This is a genomic window from Dokdonia sp. Asnod3-C12 (genome assembly GCF_045063975.1).
GTDB lineage: Bacteria > Bacteroidota > Bacteroidia > Flavobacteriales > Flavobacteriaceae > Dokdonia.
This window is the reverse complement of record NZ_JBEFNY010000003.1, coordinates 1,898,124-1,920,096: the sequence shown is the minus strand read 5'-3', so window position 1 is coordinate 1,920,096 and position 21,973 is coordinate 1,898,124. Positions and strand designations below refer to the sequence as shown.

Here is a 21,973-nt window from a genome sequence, read left to right as displayed (position 1 = left end):
CGAAAGCATAAACCTCATTAGTCTCTCTTCAATATTTCATCTATCATACCATACTCAAGCGCTTTATCTGCTTTCATCCAGTAATCACGATCACTATCGTTATATACTTTATCGTAGTCTTGACCAGAATGCTTTGCGATAATATCGTAAAGTTCCTTTTTAAGTGTCAAGATTTCCTTTGCAGTAATCTCGATATCTGATGCTTGACCTTGTGCTCCACCCATAGGCTGGTGAATCATCACACGGCTATGTGGTAAACCACTACGCTTACCTTTTGCTCCTGCACAAAGTAATACAGCTCCCATAGATGCTGCCATACCTGTACAGATGGTAGCAACGTCTGGTTTAATAAACTGCATTGTATCATAAATACCTAGACCAGCATACACACTTCCTCCTGGAGAGTTGATGTAAATCTGAATATCCTTATTTGCATCTGTACTTTCTAAAAATAGTAACTGTGCCTGTACAATATTTGCAACCTGATCATTAATTCCTGTTCCCAAGAAAATGATGCGATCCATCATTAAACGAGAGAATACATCAAAGATAGCTATGTTCATCTGGCGCTCTTCAATGATATTAGGAGTAAGGCCTTGTGGCAACATACTCGTAATAATTTTATCGTAATAATTAGAGTTTACACCCTGATCTTTGATTGCAAAATCTTTAAATTCTTTTCCGTAATCCATATTTTTATAGCAATATATATTTTAAAAAAAAGCGTTTTACTAATACAAGTAAAACGCTTTAAAGATACTTATTATATAGGAAGTATTCTAATTGTAAACTTCCTTAACAAATTCGTCAAAGGTTACTTCCTTCTCCTTAAGTTTTACATTTTCTTTAAAGAATGCAAGCATTTTTACATTCATAAACTGCTCAGATAAGCGCTTTACTTCTTCTTGATTACCAAGTATACGTGCTGCGATATCTTCAAGTTCTTTATCTTCAGGGTTCATTTGACCATACTGCATCATTTGCCCTTTGATCATATCTTTTGCGTAGTCTTTTAATTCTTCAAAAGTTACTTGAAGTTTATTATCTGTAACTACTTTCCCTTCTATAAGCTGCCATCTTAAACCTTTTTCAGAACGAGTAAACTCTTCTTTTGCCTCCTCATCTGTCATAGGCTTCTCACCACTAGATTTTATCCATCTAGCAAGAAAGTCTGAAGGAAGGTCAAACTTAGTTTCATCTATAAGACGCTCAGTAACGTCATTCATAAGTTGTTGATCGCTCTGTTGTACAAACTGGCGCTCACCATCTTCTTTAATCTTCTCTTTAAGCTCTGTTGTACTTTTTACAACATCCTTACCAAATAACTTATCAAAAAGCTCTTGATCAAGGTCTGCTTGCTCACGCTTATTTGTTTCGGCTAGTGTAAAGGTAACTTCTGCATTCATTTCTTTTGCTTGATCTTCAGAGATCTTTAAAGCCGCCTGGTAAGTTCCTGGCTCAGAAAATAAACTTTTAGTTTTTAACGTAATTACATCACCAGGCTTTGCTCCTACTAATGCATCTACATTCTTCTTTCCTTTTACTTGCTCTATTTCAAAAGTCGCTTGGTTATCAATTCCCGCTTCTTCGTTTACAAAAGTACCAGTGATTTCACTATCCTTTGCTACTTCAGTTTGAGAAACTAGCGTACCGTATTGCTTTCTTATGGTAGTGACCTGGCTATCTACCATCTTGTCATCTACTTTGATTTTATAACTTGTAACGGCTTTCTTAGGAGTAAGATTTACATCAAACTTAGGAGCCATTCCTAATTCAAATTCAAAATTATAGTCGTCTGCATCCCAATCAAAACCTTCTTGATTTTTAGGAAGTGGATTACCTAACACATCTAGCTTTTCTTCCTGTAAAAACTTACCTAAAGCCTCTTGAAGTATTTTATTTACCTCATCAACTCTCACTGCTGTTCCATACTGCTTTTTAATCATTCCCATAGGGACATGACCTTTTCTAAAACCAGGAATATTTGCCGTTTTACGGTAGTTTTTAAGGATAGACTCTACTTTCTCGTTATAATCTTCTTTAACGATTTCTACCTTTACTACTGCGTTCAGGTCGTCTATTTGCTCTTTTGTAATATTCATTATGATGTAATTTTGAGGGCGCAAAAATACAATATTTTTACGAGTACAACAATCTTTTAAGATGTGCTTAACTAGCTCTTGCTGTCGTCTTTAATAAGTGAAAACAATATACTTTGAAAAATACTAAGCAGGATACTAAACAGTAATGCCACCCAAATACCACTCACCGAAAAGCCTCCTATAAAGTAATCTGCTATCAAGATTATGAAAGCATTGATGATAAAAAGGAACAATCCAAAGGTCAAAATCGTCACTGGTAATGTAAGTATGACTAGTATAGGTCTCACGATAAATTTAAGTAATGCTAGTATTATAGCGACAATAATCGCCGTCACAAAACCATCTACAGCAACACCTGGAAGCAGCTTCGAAAGCACCACTACCGCAACGGCTGTTAATAAAATTTTGATTATAGATTTCATAAGATTGAGTTTTAAGGGTTACGCTTTCGCGAAAGCGCAAATTTACACATAAAAAAAGCGCCCTTTAAAAAGGCGCTTTTTACATATTAGTAGTAAACGTATTCTAGTTTACATCATTGCTTATTGTTACCGTAGCATAGTCACCTATATCTACACCTGGAATCGTTGATCCATATGTATTATTAATGGCACTGATAACAGCATTTGCAGTAAAAGCATAACCTCTAGGTGATGGATGTACTCCATCTAGTGAGAATGCACCTCCTGTCACAAATTGTGAAGACAGAATACCCCCACTAAAAGCCACACCACCATTTGCTACATTTTGCAGCGCAGTTCTAGCATCTACATAAGCAAGTCCGTTAGCACTGGCTAGTGCCTGGATAGTTGCATTATATTGAGTTTGTGCTGCAGTTACTAATGCCTGCTCTTGCGTAGTAAGTACAAACTGATCTTGTAATGGTCTAGACACACCGTTTATAGCTAGTAAACCAGCTTGTTCTACAGGAAGACCTTGAGAGACTAAGAATCCAACATAAGCCTCATCTATAGTTCCTAAAACTCCAGCAGTTGTAAGTGGAATCAAATCATCATTTGTAGTTTGACGTAACTGAGATAATAAAGCAGCTGTAATAGGATCTAAGTTAAAAGGCGCTCCTTGAACAATAGTTGAAATATCAGTTAAATCTTCATCTTGAATTGTGATAAAGTTTGCTCCTGCACTAAAGTTAATTTGGCGAGCAGCAGCTTCTTCTGCTGTAATAACACCAAAAGAAGCAAGTCCTGGCAATACTTGTGTGTTATAAGCTGCAAAACTAGCGTTAAGTGTTGCTGCTGTTTCCTCATCTAGCGGTATTGCTTGAGAAGGAACCGTTGTAAAGAAAGGAATAGAAGTTACATCTGGAATGTTTATCAATGCACCTTGTGCCCCCGTGCTTGTAAGTGCCGCAACCTCTTGAGAGTATACACTTGCAAATACATTAGGATCTGTGATGTCATTAGGTCCATAAGTAGATGGATCTAAATTTCCTGCTTGATCTGCTCCTGCTCCACCTGATGTTGCAAAACCCAAGATGTCGTTATTACCTATCCATAAAGAGAAAAATGTAGGATTTGCAGCAACTGCTTCTGCCATAACTGTTGTATTTGCTGAACTAGCAAAACGAGCAAAATAAGGGTTTGCTTGACCTGTAGCTACACCAGCAACATTACCATAACCTGGTGCTACAAGGTGAAAACTTTTTGCTCCTGGCACGCCTACGTTATTAAATGGTCCCGCAACAATATTTGAAACCTCTGTAGTAGGAGTTCCCGCAAGACGTGCAGGTCCTGGATTACCTTCTGCGTCTGTAGCAAGTACAAAACGATTTTCAGCAATTTGCATACCTCCTAAAGTAAGCCCACCAAGGTTATCGCTTACTAGTGGTTGAGAGAAACTACCTCCTCCTGCAAGCGCAAACTGCTGCGCCATAATGTTAGGATAAGAGTTTTCTTGACCTGTGATGTACAAAGCTCCATCTGCAAAACCTGCAGTAAGAGAGTTTCCTACAGAAACGTAGCTTGAGAAATCAGCACTACCACTAGTGTAAAAATCCTGATTCTCTGTAATATCGTTGTCAAATTCTGGCTCACATGCAACGAGCCCAAGTGCAAGTGCCGGAAGTGCTATATAATTGAAATATTTTTTCATCAATGCTATTTTTATAATTTATAACTAAGACCTAAACCTGGTGCAAACGCACTTGATTTGTAAGTCCCTCCAAAAGGAACACGCTCTCCACCTTCTACATAAGAATCGTAAGAAGCATCAATTTCCTTAAATGTCAAGTAAAGGAAAGAAGCGTCAATCGCTAACTTATCTGTTACATTATAAGTAAATCCTCCTGTAAATCCGTAAGAATCGTTACGTGGAGTTTCTGGAGCAAAGAAACCATCTTGTACCGGAGACTCATCAAAGTAAGCACCTCCACGAAGAACAAATTTAGAACTTACATCAAACTGAGCACCTAGACGGTAACTTGAAGCATTTTTATAGTTACGAGGGTTAATAGACTCTAATGCAAGAGAACCATCTGTATTAAGGAACATAATATCTAATGCTTCATAAGCATCCCACTCTGCATAGTTCCAGTCAAAGTTAAGTGTCCACTTATCTGATGGCTTGTAAGAAACCCCTACTGTCCACTCAGCTGGTAATGGTAAAGTTGCAGTGAAGTCATAAGTTCCATTTGCAATAGGAGCAAGTGGAGAGTTAGGCACATTTGAGAATACTGCATCTCCATCGCCTTGCTCTACGTCAATATCGATTCTAGATCTGTAGTTCACACCAAAAGACCACTGATCATTAGGAGTAATCAAAGCTCCTACAGAAAAACCAAAAGCGGTGAGTCCTTGTGAATCAATCGTAACATTAGAGCGATTACCATCAATATCTGTAAGGTTACGAGATAGGTTACGATTAAAGTTAACCCCTCCAATAGCTAGGATAGGCCCTCCTCCAATACTTAAATCTTCAAGTAATTTTACAGAAACCATAGGTTGTACAAAAATGGCCGACAGATCGATATTATTAACAAGGTGCGATCCAGACCAGTCTGTAGGATACTCTACACTACTTCCATAAGGAGTATACACAGCTAGACCTACTGCTAGTTTTTCACTCACGTTATAACTTGCATATAGATACAAAGGCGTTCCTGTAGGACTCTCTGTTTGTGAAGTTTGTCCAAACTCAGCGTTCTGGAACTTTACATCAGAGAATACACCAAAACCTCCTACGGCTATATTTAATTTTCCTTCTAGATGAACTAGACCTCCTGGGTTAAAAAATGCAATCTCTGCATTATTAACCATTGCCACACCAGTGTGACCCATCGCTAGACCGCGTTGTCCTTGTAAGCTTACACGGTATCCACCGGCATACGTTACAGCACATACGAGTAGTAGCACAACGACACTTAATACTTTTTTCATAATTTAATTTAAGGTTAAGGGAAATGTGTTATTCTTAAAAATCTATCCTCAAAAATACAGTATTTATAAGGGATTGATAGTTTTATTACCAATTTACTATGCATACATAGTAAATTTGCTGAAACAATGTTATAAAAAATTTATCACTTCTTTATAAAAATCTTTAGGATTTTCTGCGTGAAGCCAATGTCCAGCATTTGAAATAGTGCTTAATTTTGCTTTCGCGAAAGCGTTATAAAGACCTTTTTCATCCTCATCAAGAATATAATTTGACTTGTCTCCCCTTAAAAAAAGCACCTCTCCTTCGTATGAAGATCCCTCCGGAAGCGCCTTCCCTATTTGTTCTATGTTTTCAATAAGCGCCTTGAGATTCATTCTAAAACCTAGCACACCCTTTTCTTTCCAATAAAGATTTTTAAGCAAGAACATTCTAGTCCCGTCATCTGTAATATATTTTGAAAGAAAATCATCTGCTCCTGAACGACTCGTCACTGCTTGTGCGTCGTTTGACAAGGCAGTTAATCCTTCAAGAATGATCTGATGATGCTGTGGATATTCTTTTACACCTATATCTGCTATGATCAATTTCTTTACCATATCTGGATAGGTGGTAGCATAAAGCATAGCCACCTTACCTCCCATTGAGTGTCCAAGCAAATAGAATTCTTCTAGTCCATTTTCTACACAATAAGACTTGAGATCTTCTACCATTAACTCATAGCTAAAAGCATCACTATGGAAACTACGACCATGATTACGTTGATCTATAAGATGCACTTGAAAACCGTCTCCTGCAAATTGCTTTGCAAGCGTTTTCCAGTTATCACCCATTCCTAGAAAACCGTGTAATATTATAAGCGGTTCACCTTCTCCTATGATATTAGAATGCAACATAAACTATTGAAGTTTTTTGAGATAAGAAGCCACCACTGTTTCAAAACCTAGATATAAAGACTCCGCCATCAACGCATGACCTATAGACACCTCTAGTAAGTCTGGAATGCTATTATGAAAATATTCAATATTATCTAGTGACAAATCGTGCCCAGCATTAATCCCAATTCCTAAATCACTTGCGTGAAAAGCAGCAGCGATAAATGGCTTTATAGCTTCTTCCTTATTAAGAACATAACCATCTGCATACGACTCCGTATAGAGCTCGATGCGGTCTGCGCCAGTTTCTTTAGCTCCTTCTACCATTTCTAGTACTGGATCTACAAAAATCGAGGTACGAATTCCCGCATCTTTAAACTCTTGAATTACTTCTTGCAAGAAACTTTTGTGCTTTATAGTATCCCAGCCAGCATTACTTGTAATAGCATCTACAGCATCTGGAACTAGGGTAACTTGCGTAGGCTTAGTCTCGAGAACTAGGTCTATAAACTTCTGGATAGGATTTCCTTCTATATTAAACTCTGTAGTAACTACATCTACAAGATCTCTCGCATCTTGATACCTTATATGACGCTCATCTGGTCGAGGATGAATAGTTATTCCTTGAGCACCCATTTTCTCTAGGTCACTCGCTACTTTTAATAGATCTGGAACATTACCTCCTCTTGCGTTACGCAATGTGGCAACCTTATTTATGTTTACACTTAATTTTGTCATAGCAATATGGTATTATTTGATATCACAAAAATACAAAGAGACCGCTGCTAGGCGGTTATTTTTTCATTATTTTGCAGTATGACGTTAACAGATTTCATTATAAATGATATTTCTCCAGTTTCTGAAAAGCAGAATATAGGAGAAGTACAGTCTATTTTTAGTCAAACTACCTACTCTCATGTCCCTATCGAAAGGGACGGTGTTTACGTAGGGTCACTACCTGAAAATGACACACATTGCCTAGATGCAGGTATTCCTATAAGCGAATACAGCCATGGGTATGAGCAGTTTTTTGTGCGTTATGATACAAACTGGCTAGATGTACTCGAGACTTTTGCACGACACGGCTGCAATATGATGCCAGTGCTAGATGAAAAAAACACTTATCTAGGCTACTACGAGCTAGAAGACGTAATGAGCTTCTTTAACAGCACTCCTTTTATAAGTGAGCCAGGAAGTGTGGTAATTATAGAAAAAGGAATCCAAGATTACTCATTTAGTGAGATAAGCCAGATTGTAGAGTCTAATGATGGGAAAATCTGGGGTATGTTTATCTCTAGAATAGAAAATGACGTTGCCGAAATTTCAGTAAAAATAGGCAGATCAAATTTTAATGATATTCTCGCAGCCTTTAGAAGATATAGCTATAATGTGGTGTCTAGCCACCATGAAGACACTTTTCTTACAGACTTAAGAGAGCGCTCTCAATACCTAGAAAAATACCTTAACATCTAATAAATTATGAAAATTGGTATTTACGGTCAGTTTTATCATAAAGAAGCGGGACAATACATTCAGCAGCTTCTTGATATTCTTGACAAAAAACAGATAGAAGTCATTATAGAAAAGAATTTTCTCAAACTCATACATGAGAATGACACTATTGAAAAAGACTATAATCACTTCTCCACCTTCAAAGAATTAGACAACAGTTACGACCTTTTTGTAAGTATAGGAGGTGATGGAACCATACTAAAGACTGTAACCTACGTTAGAGATCTCAACATCCCTATAGTAGGAATAAATACTGGGCGACTAGGTTTTCTAGCAACCATCAAGAAAAATGAAATTAAAGCCTCTATTGATAAAATATTAACTGGAAAATACAGCATCTCTAAAAGGAGTTTGTTGCAGATTACAACTAGCAAAGCCTCAGAAGAAATAGGAGAGCTTAACTTTGCTCTTAACGAGATTGCTGTGAGTAGAAAAAACACTACTTCCATGATTTCGGTAAAGACTAAGCTCGATGGTGAAGACTTAACAAACTACTGGGCAGATGGACTTATTGTTGCCACCCCTACAGGCTCCACTGGATACTCGCTTAGCTGCGGTGGTCCGGTAATAACGCCGCACACCTCGAGCCTTATACTCACACCTATAGCTCCGCATAACTTAAACGCACGACCACTAGTTATCCCTGATAACACAGTGATAGAACTTAGCGTTTCTGGAAGAGAAGAGCAACATTTGATTTCGCTGGATTCCCGCATAGCAACCTTAGATAATGAGACTATTATAACTTTGCAAAAGGCACCATTTCAAATAAGCCTCATACGTTTAGAAGGAGATAGTTTTTTAAAAACACTTCGTCGCAAGCTCCTTTGGGGAGAGGACAAAAGAAACTAGACAATATTTATGCATTTAATGTGTTTTCTGTAGGGGTTACCAGCATGTATTTGAGTACGCTTTCGCGAAAGCGTAAACTAACCCACAGCATCTTAGCAATCCCTAATTGCTAGTACCAACACAGAATTGTTATATTTGCAAACTTTTAACACCATATGAAGTACCTGACGATTTTATTGATCGCCATTTTTTGGAATACTGAAACGCAAGCTCAGACTTATGAAATAGGAGGGTTTATAGGCGGATCTAATGTTGTAAGTGACATAGGCTCTACTAGATACTTTTCTCCTAACAAGCCTGTTTTTGGAGCTATTTTGAAGTGGAATAGAAGTTCAAGACATTCCTTTAGATTTACAGCCCTATTTACAGAGCTAGAAGGAAATGACGAGGATAGTCATGAGGCAAGAAGACAAAGTAGAGGATTATCCTTTACTAATAGTCTTCAGGAAATTTCATTAGGATTGGAGTATACGTTTTGGGAATTTGACATGTTTAAAGATCGTAATGCAAACGCACCGTATTTATATACTGGTCTTACTGTTTTTAATCAAGAAAACATATCAAACATAGATGGTGTGACAGCAAGTGGAAACGCACTAGATGTAGCGATTCCAATTGTATTAGGATATAAAATAGCAGTAAATAGTGCAATGGTCATAGCCTTAGAAGGTGGTGCTCGTTACACATTTACAGATAATATAGATGGCAGCGATCCAGCAGGAGAAGAGGCTTTAAGTTTAGGAAATAAAAATAATAATGATTGGTATGTATTTACGGGACTGACCGTGAGTTTTACCTTTGGCCGCAGACCTTGTTATTGCGGATTTTAAGAATATAATGGACGTACTTGCCCAGATTAATAAAGAAAAATTACCCCAGCATATCGCCATTATTATGGATGGTAATGGTAGATGGGCAAAAAAACAAGGCCTTCTTAGAGCTGTAGGTCACAAGAAAGGATCAAAAGCAGTAAGAGAAGCCGTGGAAGCCGCAGCCGAACTTGGCGTGCCTTACCTCACCCTTTATGCTTTTTCTACAGAAAACTGGAATCGCCCTAAGGCAGAAGTAGATACTCTCATGAACCTGCTTGTATCTTCTTTAAAGAAGGAAATTTCAACCTTACAAGACAATGATGTTTCCCTTAACACCATTGGAAACACTAGCTCCTTACCTAAAAAAGCGCAAAGAGAACTTGATGAGGTTATAGAAAAAACAAAGAACAATAAAAGGCTTAAACTCACACTTGCATTGAGTTATGGCAGCAGAGAAGAACTAATAAAAACTGTCAAAGAAATAAGCGATAAAGTTAAAAATAACCTAATTTCGCCAGCTGAAATAGATGAATCTTGTATAAATGAGCATCTTTACACCCATGACATGCCGGATGTAGATTTGTTAATACGCACAAGTGGAGAGCAACGAATTAGTAATTTTTTGTTGTGGCAGATAGCCTATGCTGAGTTTTATTTTACAGAAATACTGTGGCCAGATTTTAGAAAGGAACATTTACATGACGCTATTTACAATTATCAGAAAAGAGAACGAAGATTTGGAAAGACAAGTGAACAAATTAAATAGTGCATCTACTTTTTCAAAAGTGACAAGCAAATGGATGATTTTTTTAGCCCTTTTGAGCTTTACTTTTGCTCAAGCGCAAAGACAATTACCGTTAGACCCCGAAGTTAAATATGAAATTGCAGACATCAAAGTAAGTGGGGTTTCTACTTATAATGAGAACACTGTAATTGCATTTACAGGACTCCGAGTGGGAGAACGTATCTTTCTACCTGGGCAAAAGATTACAGATGTAATCAAAAAGCTATGGGGACTAGAACTCTTTTCAGACATTAACTTATATGTTACTGGCGTTAATGGAGACAAGGTTGACTTACAACTAGATATCAAAGAAGTTCCAGAACTTAATGAAGTACGATTTAAAGGGATCAAACAGAAAAAAGGAGCCAACTTTATCAAAGACAATGGTCTTAATAAAGGCGCAAAGGTCACAGAAAACCTAGAGACAACAGCCAAGAATTATATCGAGAACAATTACAAAAAGAAAGGATATCTCAACTCAAAAGTTTTTATCAATACTGTTCCTACTGTAGATAGTATAGGTGCAAACAAAGTCAATATGACTGTAAATATTGATAAGGGAGAGCGTGTAAAAATAGCTGATATCAATATTATAGGACGTGAGAAGCTCAAAGAAGGAACCCTCTTAGGCTCTATGAAAAGTACCAAAGAAAAGAAAATCTGGCGCGTATGGAAGCGATCTAAATTTATAAAAGCAGATTACGAAGAAGATAAAGTTTCACTTATTAATAAGTATAAAGAAAAAGGATACCGTGATGCACGAATTGTTTCTGATACTATCATCAAGAATAACGAGAAGAGTATTACGATAGAAATGAACGTAGAAGAAGGTAATAGGTACTACATAGGTGACATTGATTTTATAGGAAATTCTGTCTACACAGATGAGCAATTAAGCCGTCAATTAGGGCTTTTCAAAGGAGATGTATATAATGGAGTTCTCTTAAAAGAACGTATTCAAGACGATACAGATCCAGATTCAGATAACATTGCAAACCTTTACCAAAATAGTGGTTATCTCTTCTCAAATATTAATGCAGTAGAGACAAGTGTCCAAAACGACACTATAGATTTCGAGGTTCGTATTTCTGAAGGTAAACTCGCTTATTTTAATAAAGTAACCGTAAAAGGTAATGACAAAACTAAGGATAAGGTAATTTATAGAGAATTACTTACTAAGCCTGGTCAGCGCTATAGTAAAGCTGCAGTTGTTGGAACTATTAGAGAGCTTGGTCAATTAGGATTTTTTGATGCCCAACAGCTTACTCCTAATTTTGATAACTTTGATGCCGTAGGAGGTACTGTAGACTTAGAATACAATGTTGTAGAGCAAGGTGCCAGCCAGATAGAGCTTCAAGGAGGTTTTGGTGGTGGTGGTTTTGTAGGAACGCTAGGTCTTTCTTTCAATAACTTCTCTATTCAGAACATATTTAATAAGGATGCATATCAACCTCTTCCTATGGGAGATGGTCAAAAATTCTCTTTAAGAGCGCAAGCAAGTCAGTTTTTCCAAACGTATAGTGCTTCACTTACAGACCCATGGTTTGGCGGAAAACAACCAGTACAATTTTCTACATCTTTTTCACATACGATTCAATATCTCTTTACCGGAGTAAACAGTGGTAATGCTAGCGATCGTGTAGACAAGGATAGAAAGTTTTTAATCACAGGTGGTTCTGTTGGGCTCTCAAAACGTCTTTCATGGCCAGATCGCAACTTTAGCTTATCACACGCTATAAGTTTCCAGCATTTTGATTTACAAAACTACAACACAGGACTATTCACCTTTGGTGATGGATCATCAGAAAACTTAGCATATACAATAGGTTTAGGTAGAAGAGAAGTATTTGGTGGACTTATATTCCCTACTGGCGGATCAGACATAAGCATTACAGCAAAACTTACACTCCCTTACTCAGCTTGGAACGGTGTGGATTATAAAGGCCTAGCTGTGGAGCGTGATGAAGCACTAGCAGATGGCGTTAGCAGTACAGGTAAAACCGTAGGAGAAATTGATCAAGAGCGCTTTAACTGGCTAGAATACTACAAGGTAAAATTTGATGGTAAATGGTATACTCCGCTCGTTGGCAAATTTGTCTTACAAACTGGGATTGAATTTGGATGGCTTGGAGCTTATAATCAAGACAGAGGTGTACCTCCATTTGAGCGTTTCTTCTTAGGAGGTGATGGTCTAGGTGGTTTCTCACTAGATGGCAGAGAGATCGTACGACTTAGAGGCTATCCTAACCAAGCGGTGACTCCTATTGATAGAGGAGCAGCGCTTTCTAGCACAAATCAAGCAAATGATGGTGCTACTATCTACAATAAATTCAGCTTAGAACTTCGCTACCCTATCTCGTTTAATCCTCAAGCAACTATTTATGCATTAACTTTTGCAGAAGCTGGATCGTCTTATGACAATTTTAGAGACTATAACCCGTTTCAATTGAGTAGATCTGCTGGAGCAGGAATTCGTATATTTATGCCAGCCTTTGGTTTATTAGGATTGGATTTTGGATATGGATTCGACCCAATTCCTGGTACTGTGGGAGCAAATGGATGGGAAACACACTTCATTATTGGTCAGCAGTTCTAATTTTTGGCACGATTATTTCTAATGCAATTCTGAACTTATGAAGACACATGTTTTTCTCTTACTAATCGCAACAATGTTGTTATCTACTTCACTAGAAGCTCAAAGAGCTAGTGGTGTGCGTATAGGATACATTGATATGGATTATATTCTTGAAAATGTTCCTGAATACCAAGAAGCATCTGCACAGCTAGATAACAAGGTAGGGAAATGGAAAGGTGAGATTGAAACTAAACTTGAAGAGGTTGCTGCAATGAAAAAGCAACTGGATAATGAAAGAGCATTACTCACAAAAGAGCTTATAGAAGAACGTGATGAAGAAATCACTTTTGAAAGAGATCAAATATTAGAATACCAGCAAAAACGTTTTGGTCCAGGTGGAGATTTAGCAATCCAGAGAAGACAACTTGTTGAGCCAGTACAGGATCAAGTATTTAACGCTGTACAAGAAATATCTGCAGCAAAGAAATTTGACCTTGTTTTTGATAAATCATCAGACTTAATGATGCTGTATACGGCAGACAGACTTAATATAAGTGACCAAGTCCTTAGAAGTATTACTAGAGCTGCAAAACGTAATCAAATCAATAGTAAGAAAGACGAGAGAGATTTTGACATCGATGAGGCAAAAACAGTAGAGCAAGATAAAGCCAGTCAAGAAAGACAACGAGCAATAGACGCAAAGACTGCCGAACGTGATGCAGCTCTTGAAGCCCGTAATAAAGATAGAGAAACGCAAAAAGCAGAACGCCAAGCGGCCTTTCAAGAAAGAAGAAGGTTATTACTTGAAGAACGCCAGCGCAAGAAAGATTCTATACAAGCTGTACGTGAAGCAAAAACCACAACATCTAGCGGAAGAGGCACGCCAACATTAGGCACGGATCCTGCAAATGCTAAAGCAGCCAAAGAAGCTGCAATTGCAGATAGAAAAAGAAAAAAAGATTCTATTATTGCTGTAAGAAAGGCAAAAAGAGATTCAATTTTAGAAGCAAGGAAAAAGAAAACTACGCCTCCAGCACAAAATGGAAATGACGGAGACGGTAGATAACCCTTATTAATTATTACACTTAACTCAAATTAGATTAAAATGAAACAGTTTACAAAAGTATTAGCAGCGATTGCACTTATCGTAGGAATGAGTAGCGCTATGCAAGCACAAAGCAAAGTTGCACACATTAACTCACAGTCTCTTGTAGAAGCTATGCCTACATATAAGAATGCAATGTCTGAGCTAGAAAAGCTACAGAAATCATATGATACAGAAATTTCTGCAATGGGTGCAGAACTTCAAAAAACATACGAGCGTTATAACCGTGAGGCAGAAACTCAAACTGATGAGGAAAATGGAAGACGCATGCAAGAAGTTCAAGAAACTCGTACTAACATTGCAAAGTACCAACAAACGGCATTACAAACACTTCAAACTAAAGAGCAAGAACTCATCAAGCCTATTATTGAAAAAGCAAGATTAGCTATTCAAAAAGTTGCTAGAGCAAAAGGTTTTGAATTCGTACTTGATTCTACACCTGGAGCTGCAGGAGTTATCATGGCAGATGGTTATGATTTAATGCCAGACGCAAAAGCTTCTTTAGGAATATAATTTTAAAATATTCTTTCGCTTAAGCGAAAACAAATATTAAAAACTGCCCTTTTTAAAGGGCAGTTTTTTATTTTAGATACATGCAAGATAAAGGTAACATTGGACTTTTTGATAGTGGTATAGGAGGCACTTCCATCTGGAAAGAGGTAGTCACACACCTACCGTATGAAAACACCATATACCTTGCCGATAGTAAGCATGCACCTTATGGCGCAAAATCAAAAGAGGAAATAATTGCGCTATCTGTAAAAAACACAGAAAAGCTTATACAACTAGGCGCAAAAATTATTGTTGTTGCTTGCAATACCGCAACCACAAACGCCATTGATTACCTCAGGAAAAATTATGACATCCCATTCATAGGTATTGAACCTGCCATAAAGCCTGCGGCACTCAATTCTAAAAATAAGACAATTGGTATTCTAGCGACCAAAGGAACGCTAAACAGCACTCTGTTTCAAGATACTTCAGAGAAGTGGACAAAGGGAACTAAAGTTATAGAAGTCATAGGAGAAGGCCTTGTGCCGCTTATAGAGAAGGGAGATCTTGAGAGTTCTGTTTTAAGAAAACTCCTTGAGTCATATGTTGCTCCTATGATTGCCCAAGAGATCGATTATCTCGTTTTAGGATGTAGTCACTATCCATACCTCATCCCGCTTCTAATTGAGTTATTACCTGCAGAGGTTACTATCATAGATTCCGGATTAGCCGTCGCCCGCCAGACCAAATCTGTTCTTACAGAAATAAACGCCTGCAATACTGCTACGAATGGAAATCATCAATTATTTACAAATGGGGATCCCAGTATTTTAGAAAAAGTATTAGTACGCTTTCGCGAAAGCGTAACCCCTCCACTTGATATCACTATCAAGAAACTTGATTTTTAGCTTACCTAATTATTGAAAATAGGTCAGTAAGTTTGCTTTTTGACTAGCAGAAACCATTACCTCTTTCCCACTACTCAACACGACGCTTCCTCCTTTACCCTTTTTGTAGGCGGTGATTTCGTTTACGTTCACTAAATATGATTTATGAACACGTGCAAATCCAAAATCTGTAAGCGCATCTTGAAAAAATTTAAGTGTTTTACTTACCAATTTCTTCTCGTCATTTTTCAGAAAAATCTCTGTGTAGTTATCATCTGCTTTGCAATATAAAATATCTTGTGCAGATAGTACTTCAAAACCATCTTGTACTGGAATAGTGATTTTACCTTGCTTGTCAATGGTATGTGCAGTGAGCACTTTATTATCTAAAGCATTTTCTTTTGTCTTTACCTCACTCACATAATCTACCGCCTTTATGAGCTCATCTATAGACACAGGCTTTAATAGATAGTACGAAGCATGCGTATTAAGCGCATCCATAGCATACTGATTATATGCCGTTACAAAAACCGTCTCAAAACTACGGTCGCCTACTTGCTCTAGTAAATCAAAAGCATTTCCCTTAGGCATTTCTACATCTAGAAAAACTAAATCAAGTTCATGATTTCTTATCAATACCAACGCTTCATCAACATTTTCTGCCTCACCTACAATGTCAACTTTAGGGCAGTACTTAGTGAGATAGTTACGTAAGATCTCTCTACTAGTCTCTTCGTCTTCTACTATAATGGTTTTGAGTTTCATGTATTATACTTTTTTAAGCGTGAGCGTCACTTTTGTTCCTTCTCCAGTATCAAAAACATCAGAAACCGCGACAGCAATACGATCACCGTACATCTCATTGAGAATAGCAATTCGCTTTTTAATGTTTCCCATTCCCTTAGATTTTTGTTTCTTTTGATTCTCAGTCTTTAATGCTTTACTACGTGTACGCCCTACCCCATCATCTGATACTGTTATTATTGCTGTATTCTCATCTTTCTGATCAAAACTAATGCGCAGCATACCTTTCTCTTCTTTGTAGCGCATTCCATGCCACACAGCGTTTTCTACATAAGGCTGCAATAACATAGGTGGAATCATAAAGGAGCTTACATCTAGCGCTTCATCTACCTCAATCTCATAATCAAAACGATCTTTGAATCTAAAATGCTCTAGCATCGTGTACCTCTTGATAAGGTCTATCTCACTAGACAGAGGTATAAAATCTTCCTCACTATTCTCTAACACGGCTCTCATGAGAATAGAAAAATCTGAAAGATATTTATTGGCAGTACGCTCATCATTTGTGGCTATGAAGCTATTTACCGAGTTCAATGCATTAAAAATAAAATGCGGATTCATTTGTGATCGCAAACTTTTAAGAGCAAGGAGATTATTTGCGTATTGTTGCTTCTTACTACTTCTATACATAGAGAATGCAGTAAGTAGCAATAATGCTGTAACCAGTATGAGAGATCCAATAATTACTTTTTGTCTGGTATCTCTAGCCTCTACAAGTTCTTGTTCTTGGAAAGCAAGCTGATATCGACTTTCATTAAGTTGTCTGTCTTTTTCAAGACTAATAATTCTATTCTGCTTTTCGGTAATGTCCTTTGCAAAGCGAGTTGCTTGAGAGATTTCTTGCTCTTTGCGGCTATAACTAAGGTCTACAATATTTTTATATGCCTCATAAGCTTCCTTGGCTTTATCGATATCACCTTTATCGCGGTATACTTCAGAGAGTCTACGCCTTGCATTTTTCTCGACTATGAGGTCTTCCTTATCACGTGCTTCTTCTATACTCTTCTCTAAAAAAGGAATAGACTCTTCATATTTATTTTGTGCCGCTAGCGCAAATCCTATTTTATAGTTTTGCTTTTGTACTGTTATCACATCATCATTAGCTATAGAATCTGGTGCAACAAGATTCATATCTTCTATTGCGGATTTACGTAGTTCAATCTCTGCATCATAAGATTTATTCCTACTATAATAATCTGCTACTTTTGTCTTTGCTCTTACAGCAGACTCTGTTTTTTCGATATTAGATAACTCGGCAGCCTTAGAGTAATTTAAAGCAGCCGCTTGCGGTGCTCCTTGTTGATCATAAGCATCACCTATTTTGGTATTTAGTCTTGCTGCGTCTGATGGCTTTTGAAGTTGGGTGACTTTTTTCTCCACCTCTTCATAATTTGTAATAGAAGTTACGTAGTCTCCAGTTGCAACATAAGCATCACCTAGCCCCTCTTTTACAGTTATTTGTTGTGTTGCAGTAAGTTTCTTCTCTGCAAGCTTCGTGTATAGTCTTATAGACTCTTGGTAGTTCTTATTGTCATAATATGCCTGAGCAAGCGCAATTTCTACTGCAATACTTGGCTCATTTTTAATACTCAACTTATAATTAGTGACCGCAAGATCGTACTGCTTCCAGTGACTATAAATATCTCCTAGTAATTTGAAACTTCTGGCTCTTTCACTTGTGGTAATAGTAGGGACAGAAAGTGCTTGTGCAACATTATCAACACCAGCTGCGGCATTTGATTTGTAAACTAACGTCGCTTGATTAATAAGTGAGTTAAAAGTAATAGGAGGAGCTTGAACATCTAAAACCTCATCAAATTCAACCAATTTTTCAATAGGTCTCACCTCTAATTTTATGCGTTGTTGATCCTTTATCGTGTAAAAGACCGTCTCAAAATCTTCACTACGTATCACAAGCTCATCACCTACTTTGGCAGCTATTCTAAATTCACCATCACTCCCCGAGGTGGTATAAGCTCCACCAGTGACCTCTACATTTGCTTTGGCAACAGGCTTCATATACTCCGTATCAAGTATACTTCCCTTCAATGTAAAAACTCTATTAGTGCTCCTACTCACCGCCTCGCGTTCCTGTTGCGCAAGAGCTGTGTACGACCCCAGTAAAAGAAGAAGTATAAATAATATGTGATTTCTTGTTTTCATTGTAGTCAAACTTACTCTAAAAAAATAGCATCTTAAAACCATAAAAGAAGCAAACACGCCCATTTTCATGGTTTTACCCATAAAAACATTCCTTTCACTAATCGCACAGGGTCGTTTACTCATTCATCTGTCCTATTCCCTCATTCTATCTAAAATTTGACTTTTCATACTAGTAATTTTGAATTCTATTCATCATAAAAATCAGCAAATGAAAACTCTTATTATCCTAGCAATTACACTTGCTCTGCACAGCGGACTCCTAGCCACAAACCTCTATGAGGATGGGCACGCTTTCGCGAAAGCGGAAAAAAATCACACCTCATCATTAAAAAAAGATCCCGTACAAAATACCATCAAAGTAGCACTACTCTTAGACACTTCTAATAGTATGGATGGGTTGATTGATCAAGCTAGAGCACAATTGTGGGAGCTAGTTAACGAACTAGCAGAAGCTAAGTGTGGAAATGAAAGTCGTCCAGATCTTAAAATTGCTCTTTATGAATATGGCAATGACAGGCTCAATGCAAGAGAAGGGTATATACGTATGGTAAACTCCTTTAGCACAGATCTGGATGAAATCTCTAAAAACCTCTTTTCTCTCACAACAAATGGAGGAAACGAATATTGCGGTAATGTGATTCAAAATTCGCTCAATCAATTAGAGTGGGGTAAAAATAAAAACGACCTTAATCTTATTTTTATAGCTGGTAATGAACCTTTTGACCAAGGACCAGTGCGTTACCAAGATGCTGCCAGCAATGCCTGCGGAAAGGATGTCACTATAAATACAATTTTTTGCGGTGATTATAATGAAGGTTTGCAAACTAAATGGAAAGATGGCGCATCCCTTACACAAGGAGATTATATTGCTATAAATAGTGATAAAGCAACAGTGCACATCCCATCTCCATATGATGATAAGATCTTACGCAAGAATGAGGAGCTTAATAAAACCTATGTAGGTTATGGTAACCTAGCCCCTTCTAAAATGGCCTTACAAAATAGTCAAGACAGCAATGCTCAATCTTATGGGAATGCAAATGCCGTAAAAAGAGCAGTGAGCAAAAGCTCTAGATTATATAAAAATACTAGCTGGGACCTTGTAGATGCCATGGAAGAAAATGAAGAAATCATAGTAGAGCTTAAAGAAACTAGCCTCCCTCAAGAACTCAAAGGGAAAACCGAACAGGAAATAAAAAAGTACGTTTCTAAGAAAAAAGAGCAACGCATGGCAATACAACAAGAAATTGCTGATCTTAATACAAAACGTAAAGAATTTCTTGAATCTAAAACCAATGCTAAAGACAATGAACTTCGCAACGCACTAGTGGATGCCATAAAAAAACAAGGTCGATTAAAAAATTACAGCTGGGAATAACCACTTCAACTATTTGACTACAAACATCTTGCATATGTTATCATATGCAAGATGTTTTACTTTATGATATCCTTAACGTCTATACAAAAACCTGTCACCGTATAACTAAGAAGTAAACACTAAACTAAACACTTATGATTATTTCAAGAGTTACAAAGAATACCCTACTTATTGCAATGACTGCTGGAGCACTTACATCTTGCGTCTCAAAGAAGAAATACACTCAGCTTCAATCTGAGTATGACACTACAAAAGTTACTTTGACTAAAACTAAAGTTGAAAAAGAGGAAATAGAAGCAAAATATGCGGCTATAGAGCAACGTGTGGATGATTACAATACTAAAATCAATTCTCTACGTGACACTAACGTTGATTTGCAAGCTTCTAACGATGCTAAATTTGAGATTACCACTAATGGTACTGTAATGTCAGAAAACACAAAGCAGAAGTTAAGAGCAGCACTCGCAAATGTAGATCCAAGTGAGCTAGCGCAAGCACAAACACTAGAGGACTCTATGAATCTTGCAGTTTCTCATAAACTTAAACGTAACCTTGATAAAGATGTTTATGGAGCAAATGCACAAGATGACATTAATATAGATATAGATGATACTGTAGTACAGATTTCTATTTCAGATAAAATGCTATTTCGCTCTGGGAGTTATAGAGTAAGCAAGGAAGCAGATGCTCTTTTGAGACGTATTGCTGCCGTTGTAAATTCTGAACCAGCTGTAGAAGTAATGGTAGAAGGTCACACAGATAGTCGTACTGTAAAGAAAGGCTCATACCTCAAGGATAACTGGGATCTAAGTGTACAACGTGCTACAGCAATCGTACGTGAGCTGCAAACTAAGCACAATGTAGATCCATCAAAACTAATTGCTTCTGGGCGTAGTAGCTATGTTCCTTTAGTAGAAAATGATAGTAAAGAAAATATGTCAAGAAATAGAAGAACGAGAATTTTAATTCTTCCTAACCTTGATAAATTTCTAGCACTAATGGCTTCAAATGAATAAGAGCTATAATCTCTTATAATTATAAAACTAAAAATCCCTCGCCATGACTGGCGAGGGATTTTTTTATATTCTATACTAGATAGCTAACCGAATGCTAGTTGATAGCTGGACAGTTACAATCATAAGGTTCTTTATTTTTACCAAGGTTGATACCCAACGTAATTTGGTGAAAACCACCATTAGTAAGCACTACTGAGTTGCTTTGATATGAATACGTGTATCCAAACATAAAACGATCATACATACCTCCTACAAATGGTGTTACGTACTGAAGTTTTTGAGTATCTACAGATTCTCCATTAGTAGTAAACTCTGCTCCGTCAAAACTTCTTCTATAAGAAAGACCTCCCCATAATCTACCCCAGTCTGTTTTATAATATGCCTTACCGTTTACATCTATTGTAGCTTCGCCTGTACTATCTGTAGCTTGAAACATTACCGATGGCTCAAAACTCCATTCAGAATAATTAGGAGAAATTGTATACGCCATAGATATTAAATAGCGACGCTGGTTGTTAGGCTCAAAATCTTCACTGAAAATATCACGCTTCACAGGGATTGCATTCTTAACAGTAAAATGTGTAGAGAAATTTAAAAAATTATAAGACATTCCAAAGTCTATATTTAAATAAGAATCACTCTGCTCTATCCCAGCTATAATAGGATCAAAATCCGTAAGGTCAAAATTAGTTTCATCAAGCTTACCTTGAATAATTCCTGCACTTATCCCAAAAGAAAGCTGATTTAAATCTACATAGTTACGCCCTAACATTAAGTGATATGCAAAAGTAGCATACACCCCTTGTTGAGAAAAATAGCCATTGCTATCATTAAATAATACACCACCTATCCCTATGTTATCTCCTATTCTACCATTTAAACTTACTGTTTGAAGTGCTGGAGCATCATCTACACCTGCCCATTGTGATCTAGCTGTCCCTCTTAACTTAGTAGTTTGGGAAGCTCCAGCCATTGATGGATGAAGTAAATATAAATTATCCTGTAAATAATCAAGATATACTGGAATACCTTCTTGCGCCATCGCAAACTGTGCAAAAAACAATGCTATTAGAAAGTAGGATTTCTTTAAACTCATGGACTTTTCTTTTTCTATACGGCTACAAATCGAAGATATTATGACCCTTACGACTGTATACTTTAAACTTGAGTAAAATCTATAAAAGACAATACTTCCATAGCTCTCAAATATAGGACTTTTTACA

At 37.2% G+C, this 21,973-nt stretch carries 20 protein-coding genes; 10 read left to right on the top strand and 10 right to left on the bottom strand.

The features are described from left to right. Positions 1–17 precede the first annotated feature (17 nt). The 7 genes from clpP to ACJJVW_RS08785 form a co-directional block, all read right to left on the bottom strand. On the bottom strand, positions 18–692 hold the full coding sequence (gene clpP, locus ACJJVW_RS08815; RefSeq protein WP_013750316.1) for an ATP-dependent Clp endopeptidase proteolytic subunit ClpP: 675 nt from the start codon (positions 690–692) through the stop codon (positions 18–20). An 87-nt stretch (positions 693–779) separates the two neighbouring features. Beyond that, positions 780–2,102 carry a trigger factor gene (tig, locus tag ACJJVW_RS08810; protein WP_298322484.1) on the bottom strand — a complete coding sequence of 441 codons (1,323 nt, stop codon included), beginning with the start codon at positions 2,100–2,102 and terminating at the stop codon, positions 780–782. Between the two features lie 71 nt (positions 2,103–2,173). Next, positions 2,174–2,524, bottom strand: a complete 351-nt coding sequence (locus ACJJVW_RS08805; RefSeq protein ID WP_108877774.1) for a phage holin family protein — start codon at positions 2,522–2,524, stop codon at positions 2,174–2,176. A 103-nt stretch (positions 2,525–2,627) separates the two neighbouring features. Then, a complete protein-coding gene (locus tag ACJJVW_RS08800; protein WP_405251365.1) occupies positions 2,628–4,214 on the bottom strand; it encodes a G-D-S-L family lipolytic protein in 1,587 nt (528 codons plus the stop codon). Between the two features lie 11 nt (positions 4,215–4,225). After that, positions 4,226–5,497: an OmpP1/FadL family transporter gene (locus ACJJVW_RS08795; RefSeq protein ID WP_405251363.1), complete on the bottom strand. Its 1,272-nt coding sequence runs from the start codon at positions 5,495–5,497 to the stop codon at positions 4,226–4,228. A gap of 129 nt (positions 5,498–5,626) precedes the next feature. After that, positions 5,627–6,391: an alpha/beta fold hydrolase gene (locus ACJJVW_RS08790; RefSeq protein WP_405251362.1), complete on the bottom strand. Its 765-nt coding sequence runs from the start codon at positions 6,389–6,391 to the stop codon at positions 5,627–5,629. Positions 6,392–6,394: 3 nt separating this feature from the next. Further along, complete coding sequence (locus ACJJVW_RS08785) at positions 6,395–7,108, bottom strand: pyridoxine 5'-phosphate synthase (protein ID WP_298322497.1); 714 nt, start codon at positions 7,106–7,108, stop codon at positions 6,395–6,397. Positions 7,109–7,186: 78 nt separating this feature from the next. Between ACJJVW_RS08785 and ACJJVW_RS08780 the strand changes: the two genes are divergently transcribed. From ACJJVW_RS08780 to murI, 8 genes are all read left to right on the top strand, one after another. Continuing rightward, positions 7,187–7,843 (top strand): CBS domain-containing protein, encoded by a 657-nt coding sequence (locus ACJJVW_RS08780; RefSeq protein ID WP_405251361.1) that lies wholly within the window; start codon positions 7,187–7,189, stop codon positions 7,841–7,843. Positions 7,844–7,849: 6 nt separating this feature from the next. Then, positions 7,850–8,734 carry an NAD kinase gene (locus ACJJVW_RS08775; RefSeq protein WP_405251360.1) on the top strand — a complete coding sequence of 295 codons (885 nt, stop codon included), beginning with the start codon at positions 7,850–7,852 and terminating at the stop codon, positions 8,732–8,734. A 155-nt stretch (positions 8,735–8,889) separates the two neighbouring features. Beyond that, positions 8,890–9,564, top strand: coding sequence for a DUF6089 family protein (locus tag ACJJVW_RS08770; protein ID WP_405251359.1), 675 nt, complete (start codon positions 8,890–8,892; stop codon positions 9,562–9,564). A gap of 7 nt (positions 9,565–9,571) precedes the next feature. Beyond that, entirely contained in the window at positions 9,572–10,312 is a 741-nt protein-coding gene (locus ACJJVW_RS08765; RefSeq protein WP_108877766.1) for an isoprenyl transferase, read from the top strand. Then, positions 10,245–12,926 carry an outer membrane protein assembly factor gene (locus ACJJVW_RS08760; RefSeq protein ID WP_298322510.1) on the top strand — a complete coding sequence of 894 codons (2,682 nt, stop codon included), beginning with the start codon at positions 10,245–10,247 and terminating at the stop codon, positions 12,924–12,926. The genes ACJJVW_RS08765 and ACJJVW_RS08760 overlap by 68 nt, the downstream gene beginning before the upstream one ends. 37 nt (positions 12,927–12,963) lie before the next feature. After that, the gene (locus tag ACJJVW_RS08755) at positions 12,964–13,971 is read left to right on the top strand and encodes an OmpH family outer membrane protein (protein WP_298322513.1); all 1,008 of its coding nucleotides are present in this window, start codon (positions 12,964–12,966) and stop codon (positions 13,969–13,971) included. A gap of 39 nt (positions 13,972–14,010) precedes the next feature. Then, positions 14,011–14,523 carry an OmpH family outer membrane protein gene (locus tag ACJJVW_RS08750; RefSeq protein WP_298322516.1) on the top strand — a complete coding sequence of 171 codons (513 nt, stop codon included), beginning with the start codon at positions 14,011–14,013 and terminating at the stop codon, positions 14,521–14,523. Between the two features lie 80 nt (positions 14,524–14,603). Further along, positions 14,604–15,410: a glutamate racemase gene (murI, locus tag ACJJVW_RS08745; RefSeq protein WP_298322519.1), complete on the top strand. Its 807-nt coding sequence runs from the start codon at positions 14,604–14,606 to the stop codon at positions 15,408–15,410. A gap of 9 nt (positions 15,411–15,419) precedes the next feature. Here the strand turns inward: murI and ACJJVW_RS08740 are convergent, their stop codons facing one another. Together ACJJVW_RS08740 and ACJJVW_RS08735 are read right to left on the bottom strand one after the other, a co-directional pair. Then, complete coding sequence (locus ACJJVW_RS08740; protein ID WP_298322522.1) at positions 15,420–16,154, bottom strand: LytTR family DNA-binding domain-containing protein; 735 nt, start codon at positions 16,152–16,154, stop codon at positions 15,420–15,422. Positions 16,155–16,157: 3 nt separating this feature from the next. Continuing rightward, positions 16,158–18,356: a histidine kinase gene (locus ACJJVW_RS08735; RefSeq protein ID WP_405251358.1), complete on the bottom strand. Its 2,199-nt coding sequence runs from the start codon at positions 18,354–18,356 to the stop codon at positions 16,158–16,160. A 208-nt stretch (positions 18,357–18,564) separates the two neighbouring features. Here ACJJVW_RS08735 and ACJJVW_RS08730 point away from each other — a divergent pair, with 208 nt between their 5' ends. After that, the gene (locus tag ACJJVW_RS08730; RefSeq protein WP_405251357.1) at positions 18,565–19,734 is read left to right on the top strand and encodes a VWA domain-containing protein; all 1,170 of its coding nucleotides are present in this window, start codon (positions 18,565–18,567) and stop codon (positions 19,732–19,734) included. 134 nt (positions 19,735–19,868) lie between these two features. Beyond that, positions 19,869–20,750: an OmpA family protein gene (locus ACJJVW_RS08725; RefSeq protein ID WP_298322531.1), complete on the top strand. Its 882-nt coding sequence runs from the start codon at positions 19,869–19,871 to the stop codon at positions 20,748–20,750. Between the two features lie 94 nt (positions 20,751–20,844). Here ACJJVW_RS08725 and ACJJVW_RS08720 read toward each other — a convergent pair whose 3' ends face one another. Further along, positions 20,845–21,846: a type IX secretion system membrane protein PorP/SprF gene (locus ACJJVW_RS08720; protein ID WP_339845448.1), complete on the bottom strand. Its 1,002-nt coding sequence runs from the start codon at positions 21,844–21,846 to the stop codon at positions 20,845–20,847. Positions 21,847–21,973 lie beyond the last annotated feature (127 nt).

Excerpts from the sequence above, each read along its gene's own strand:
- ACJJVW_RS08720 (WP_339845448.1), bottom strand. The coding sequence starts at position 21,846 with ATGAGTTTAAAGAAATCCTACTTTCTAATAGCATTGTTTTTTGCACAG.
- ACJJVW_RS08735 (WP_405251358.1), bottom strand. The coding sequence starts at position 18,356 with ATGAAAACAAGAAATCACATATTATTTATACTTCTTCTTTTACTGGGG.
- ACJJVW_RS08795 (WP_405251363.1), bottom strand. The coding sequence starts at position 5,497 with ATGAAAAAAGTATTAAGTGTCGTTGTGCTACTACTCGTATGTGCTGTA.
- ACJJVW_RS08770 (WP_405251359.1), top strand. The coding sequence starts at position 8,890 with ATGAAGTACCTGACGATTTTATTGATCGCCATTTTTTGGAATACTGAA.
- ACJJVW_RS08790 (WP_405251362.1), bottom strand. The coding sequence starts at position 6,391 with ATGTTGCATTCTAATATCATAGGAGAAGGTGAACCGCTTATAATATTA.
- ACJJVW_RS08750 (WP_298322516.1), top strand. The coding sequence starts at position 14,011 with ATGAAACAGTTTACAAAAGTATTAGCAGCGATTGCACTTATCGTAGGA.
- ACJJVW_RS08725 (WP_298322531.1), top strand. The coding sequence starts at position 19,869 with ATGATTATTTCAAGAGTTACAAAGAATACCCTACTTATTGCAATGACT.
- ACJJVW_RS08765 (WP_108877766.1), top strand. The coding sequence starts at position 9,572 with ATGGACGTACTTGCCCAGATTAATAAAGAAAAATTACCCCAGCATATC.
- ACJJVW_RS08775 (WP_405251360.1), top strand. The coding sequence starts at position 7,850 with ATGAAAATTGGTATTTACGGTCAGTTTTATCATAAAGAAGCGGGACAA.
- murI (WP_298322519.1), top strand. The coding sequence starts at position 14,604 with ATGCAAGATAAAGGTAACATTGGACTTTTTGATAGTGGTATAGGAGGC.
- ACJJVW_RS08785 (WP_298322497.1), bottom strand. The coding sequence starts at position 7,108 with ATGACAAAATTAAGTGTAAACATAAATAAGGTTGCCACATTGCGTAAC.
- ACJJVW_RS08755 (WP_298322513.1), top strand. The coding sequence starts at position 12,964 with ATGAAGACACATGTTTTTCTCTTACTAATCGCAACAATGTTGTTATCT.
- ACJJVW_RS08800 (WP_405251365.1), bottom strand. The coding sequence starts at position 4,214 with ATGAAAAAATATTTCAATTATATAGCACTTCCGGCACTTGCACTTGGG.
- ACJJVW_RS08760 (WP_298322510.1), top strand. The coding sequence starts at position 10,245 with ATGACGCTATTTACAATTATCAGAAAAGAGAACGAAGATTTGGAAAGA.
- ACJJVW_RS08740 (WP_298322522.1), bottom strand. The coding sequence starts at position 16,154 with ATGAAACTCAAAACCATTATAGTAGAAGACGAAGAGACTAGTAGAGAG.
- clpP (WP_013750316.1), bottom strand. The coding sequence starts at position 692 with ATGGATTACGGAAAAGAATTTAAAGATTTTGCAATCAAAGATCAGGGT.
- ACJJVW_RS08730 (WP_405251357.1), top strand. The coding sequence starts at position 18,565 with ATGAAAACTCTTATTATCCTAGCAATTACACTTGCTCTGCACAGCGGA.
- tig (WP_298322484.1), bottom strand. The coding sequence starts at position 2,102 with ATGAATATTACAAAAGAGCAAATAGACGACCTGAACGCAGTAGTAAAG.
- ACJJVW_RS08780 (WP_405251361.1), top strand. The coding sequence starts at position 7,187 with ATGACGTTAACAGATTTCATTATAAATGATATTTCTCCAGTTTCTGAA.
- ACJJVW_RS08805 (WP_108877774.1), bottom strand. The coding sequence starts at position 2,524 with ATGAAATCTATAATCAAAATTTTATTAACAGCCGTTGCGGTAGTGGTG.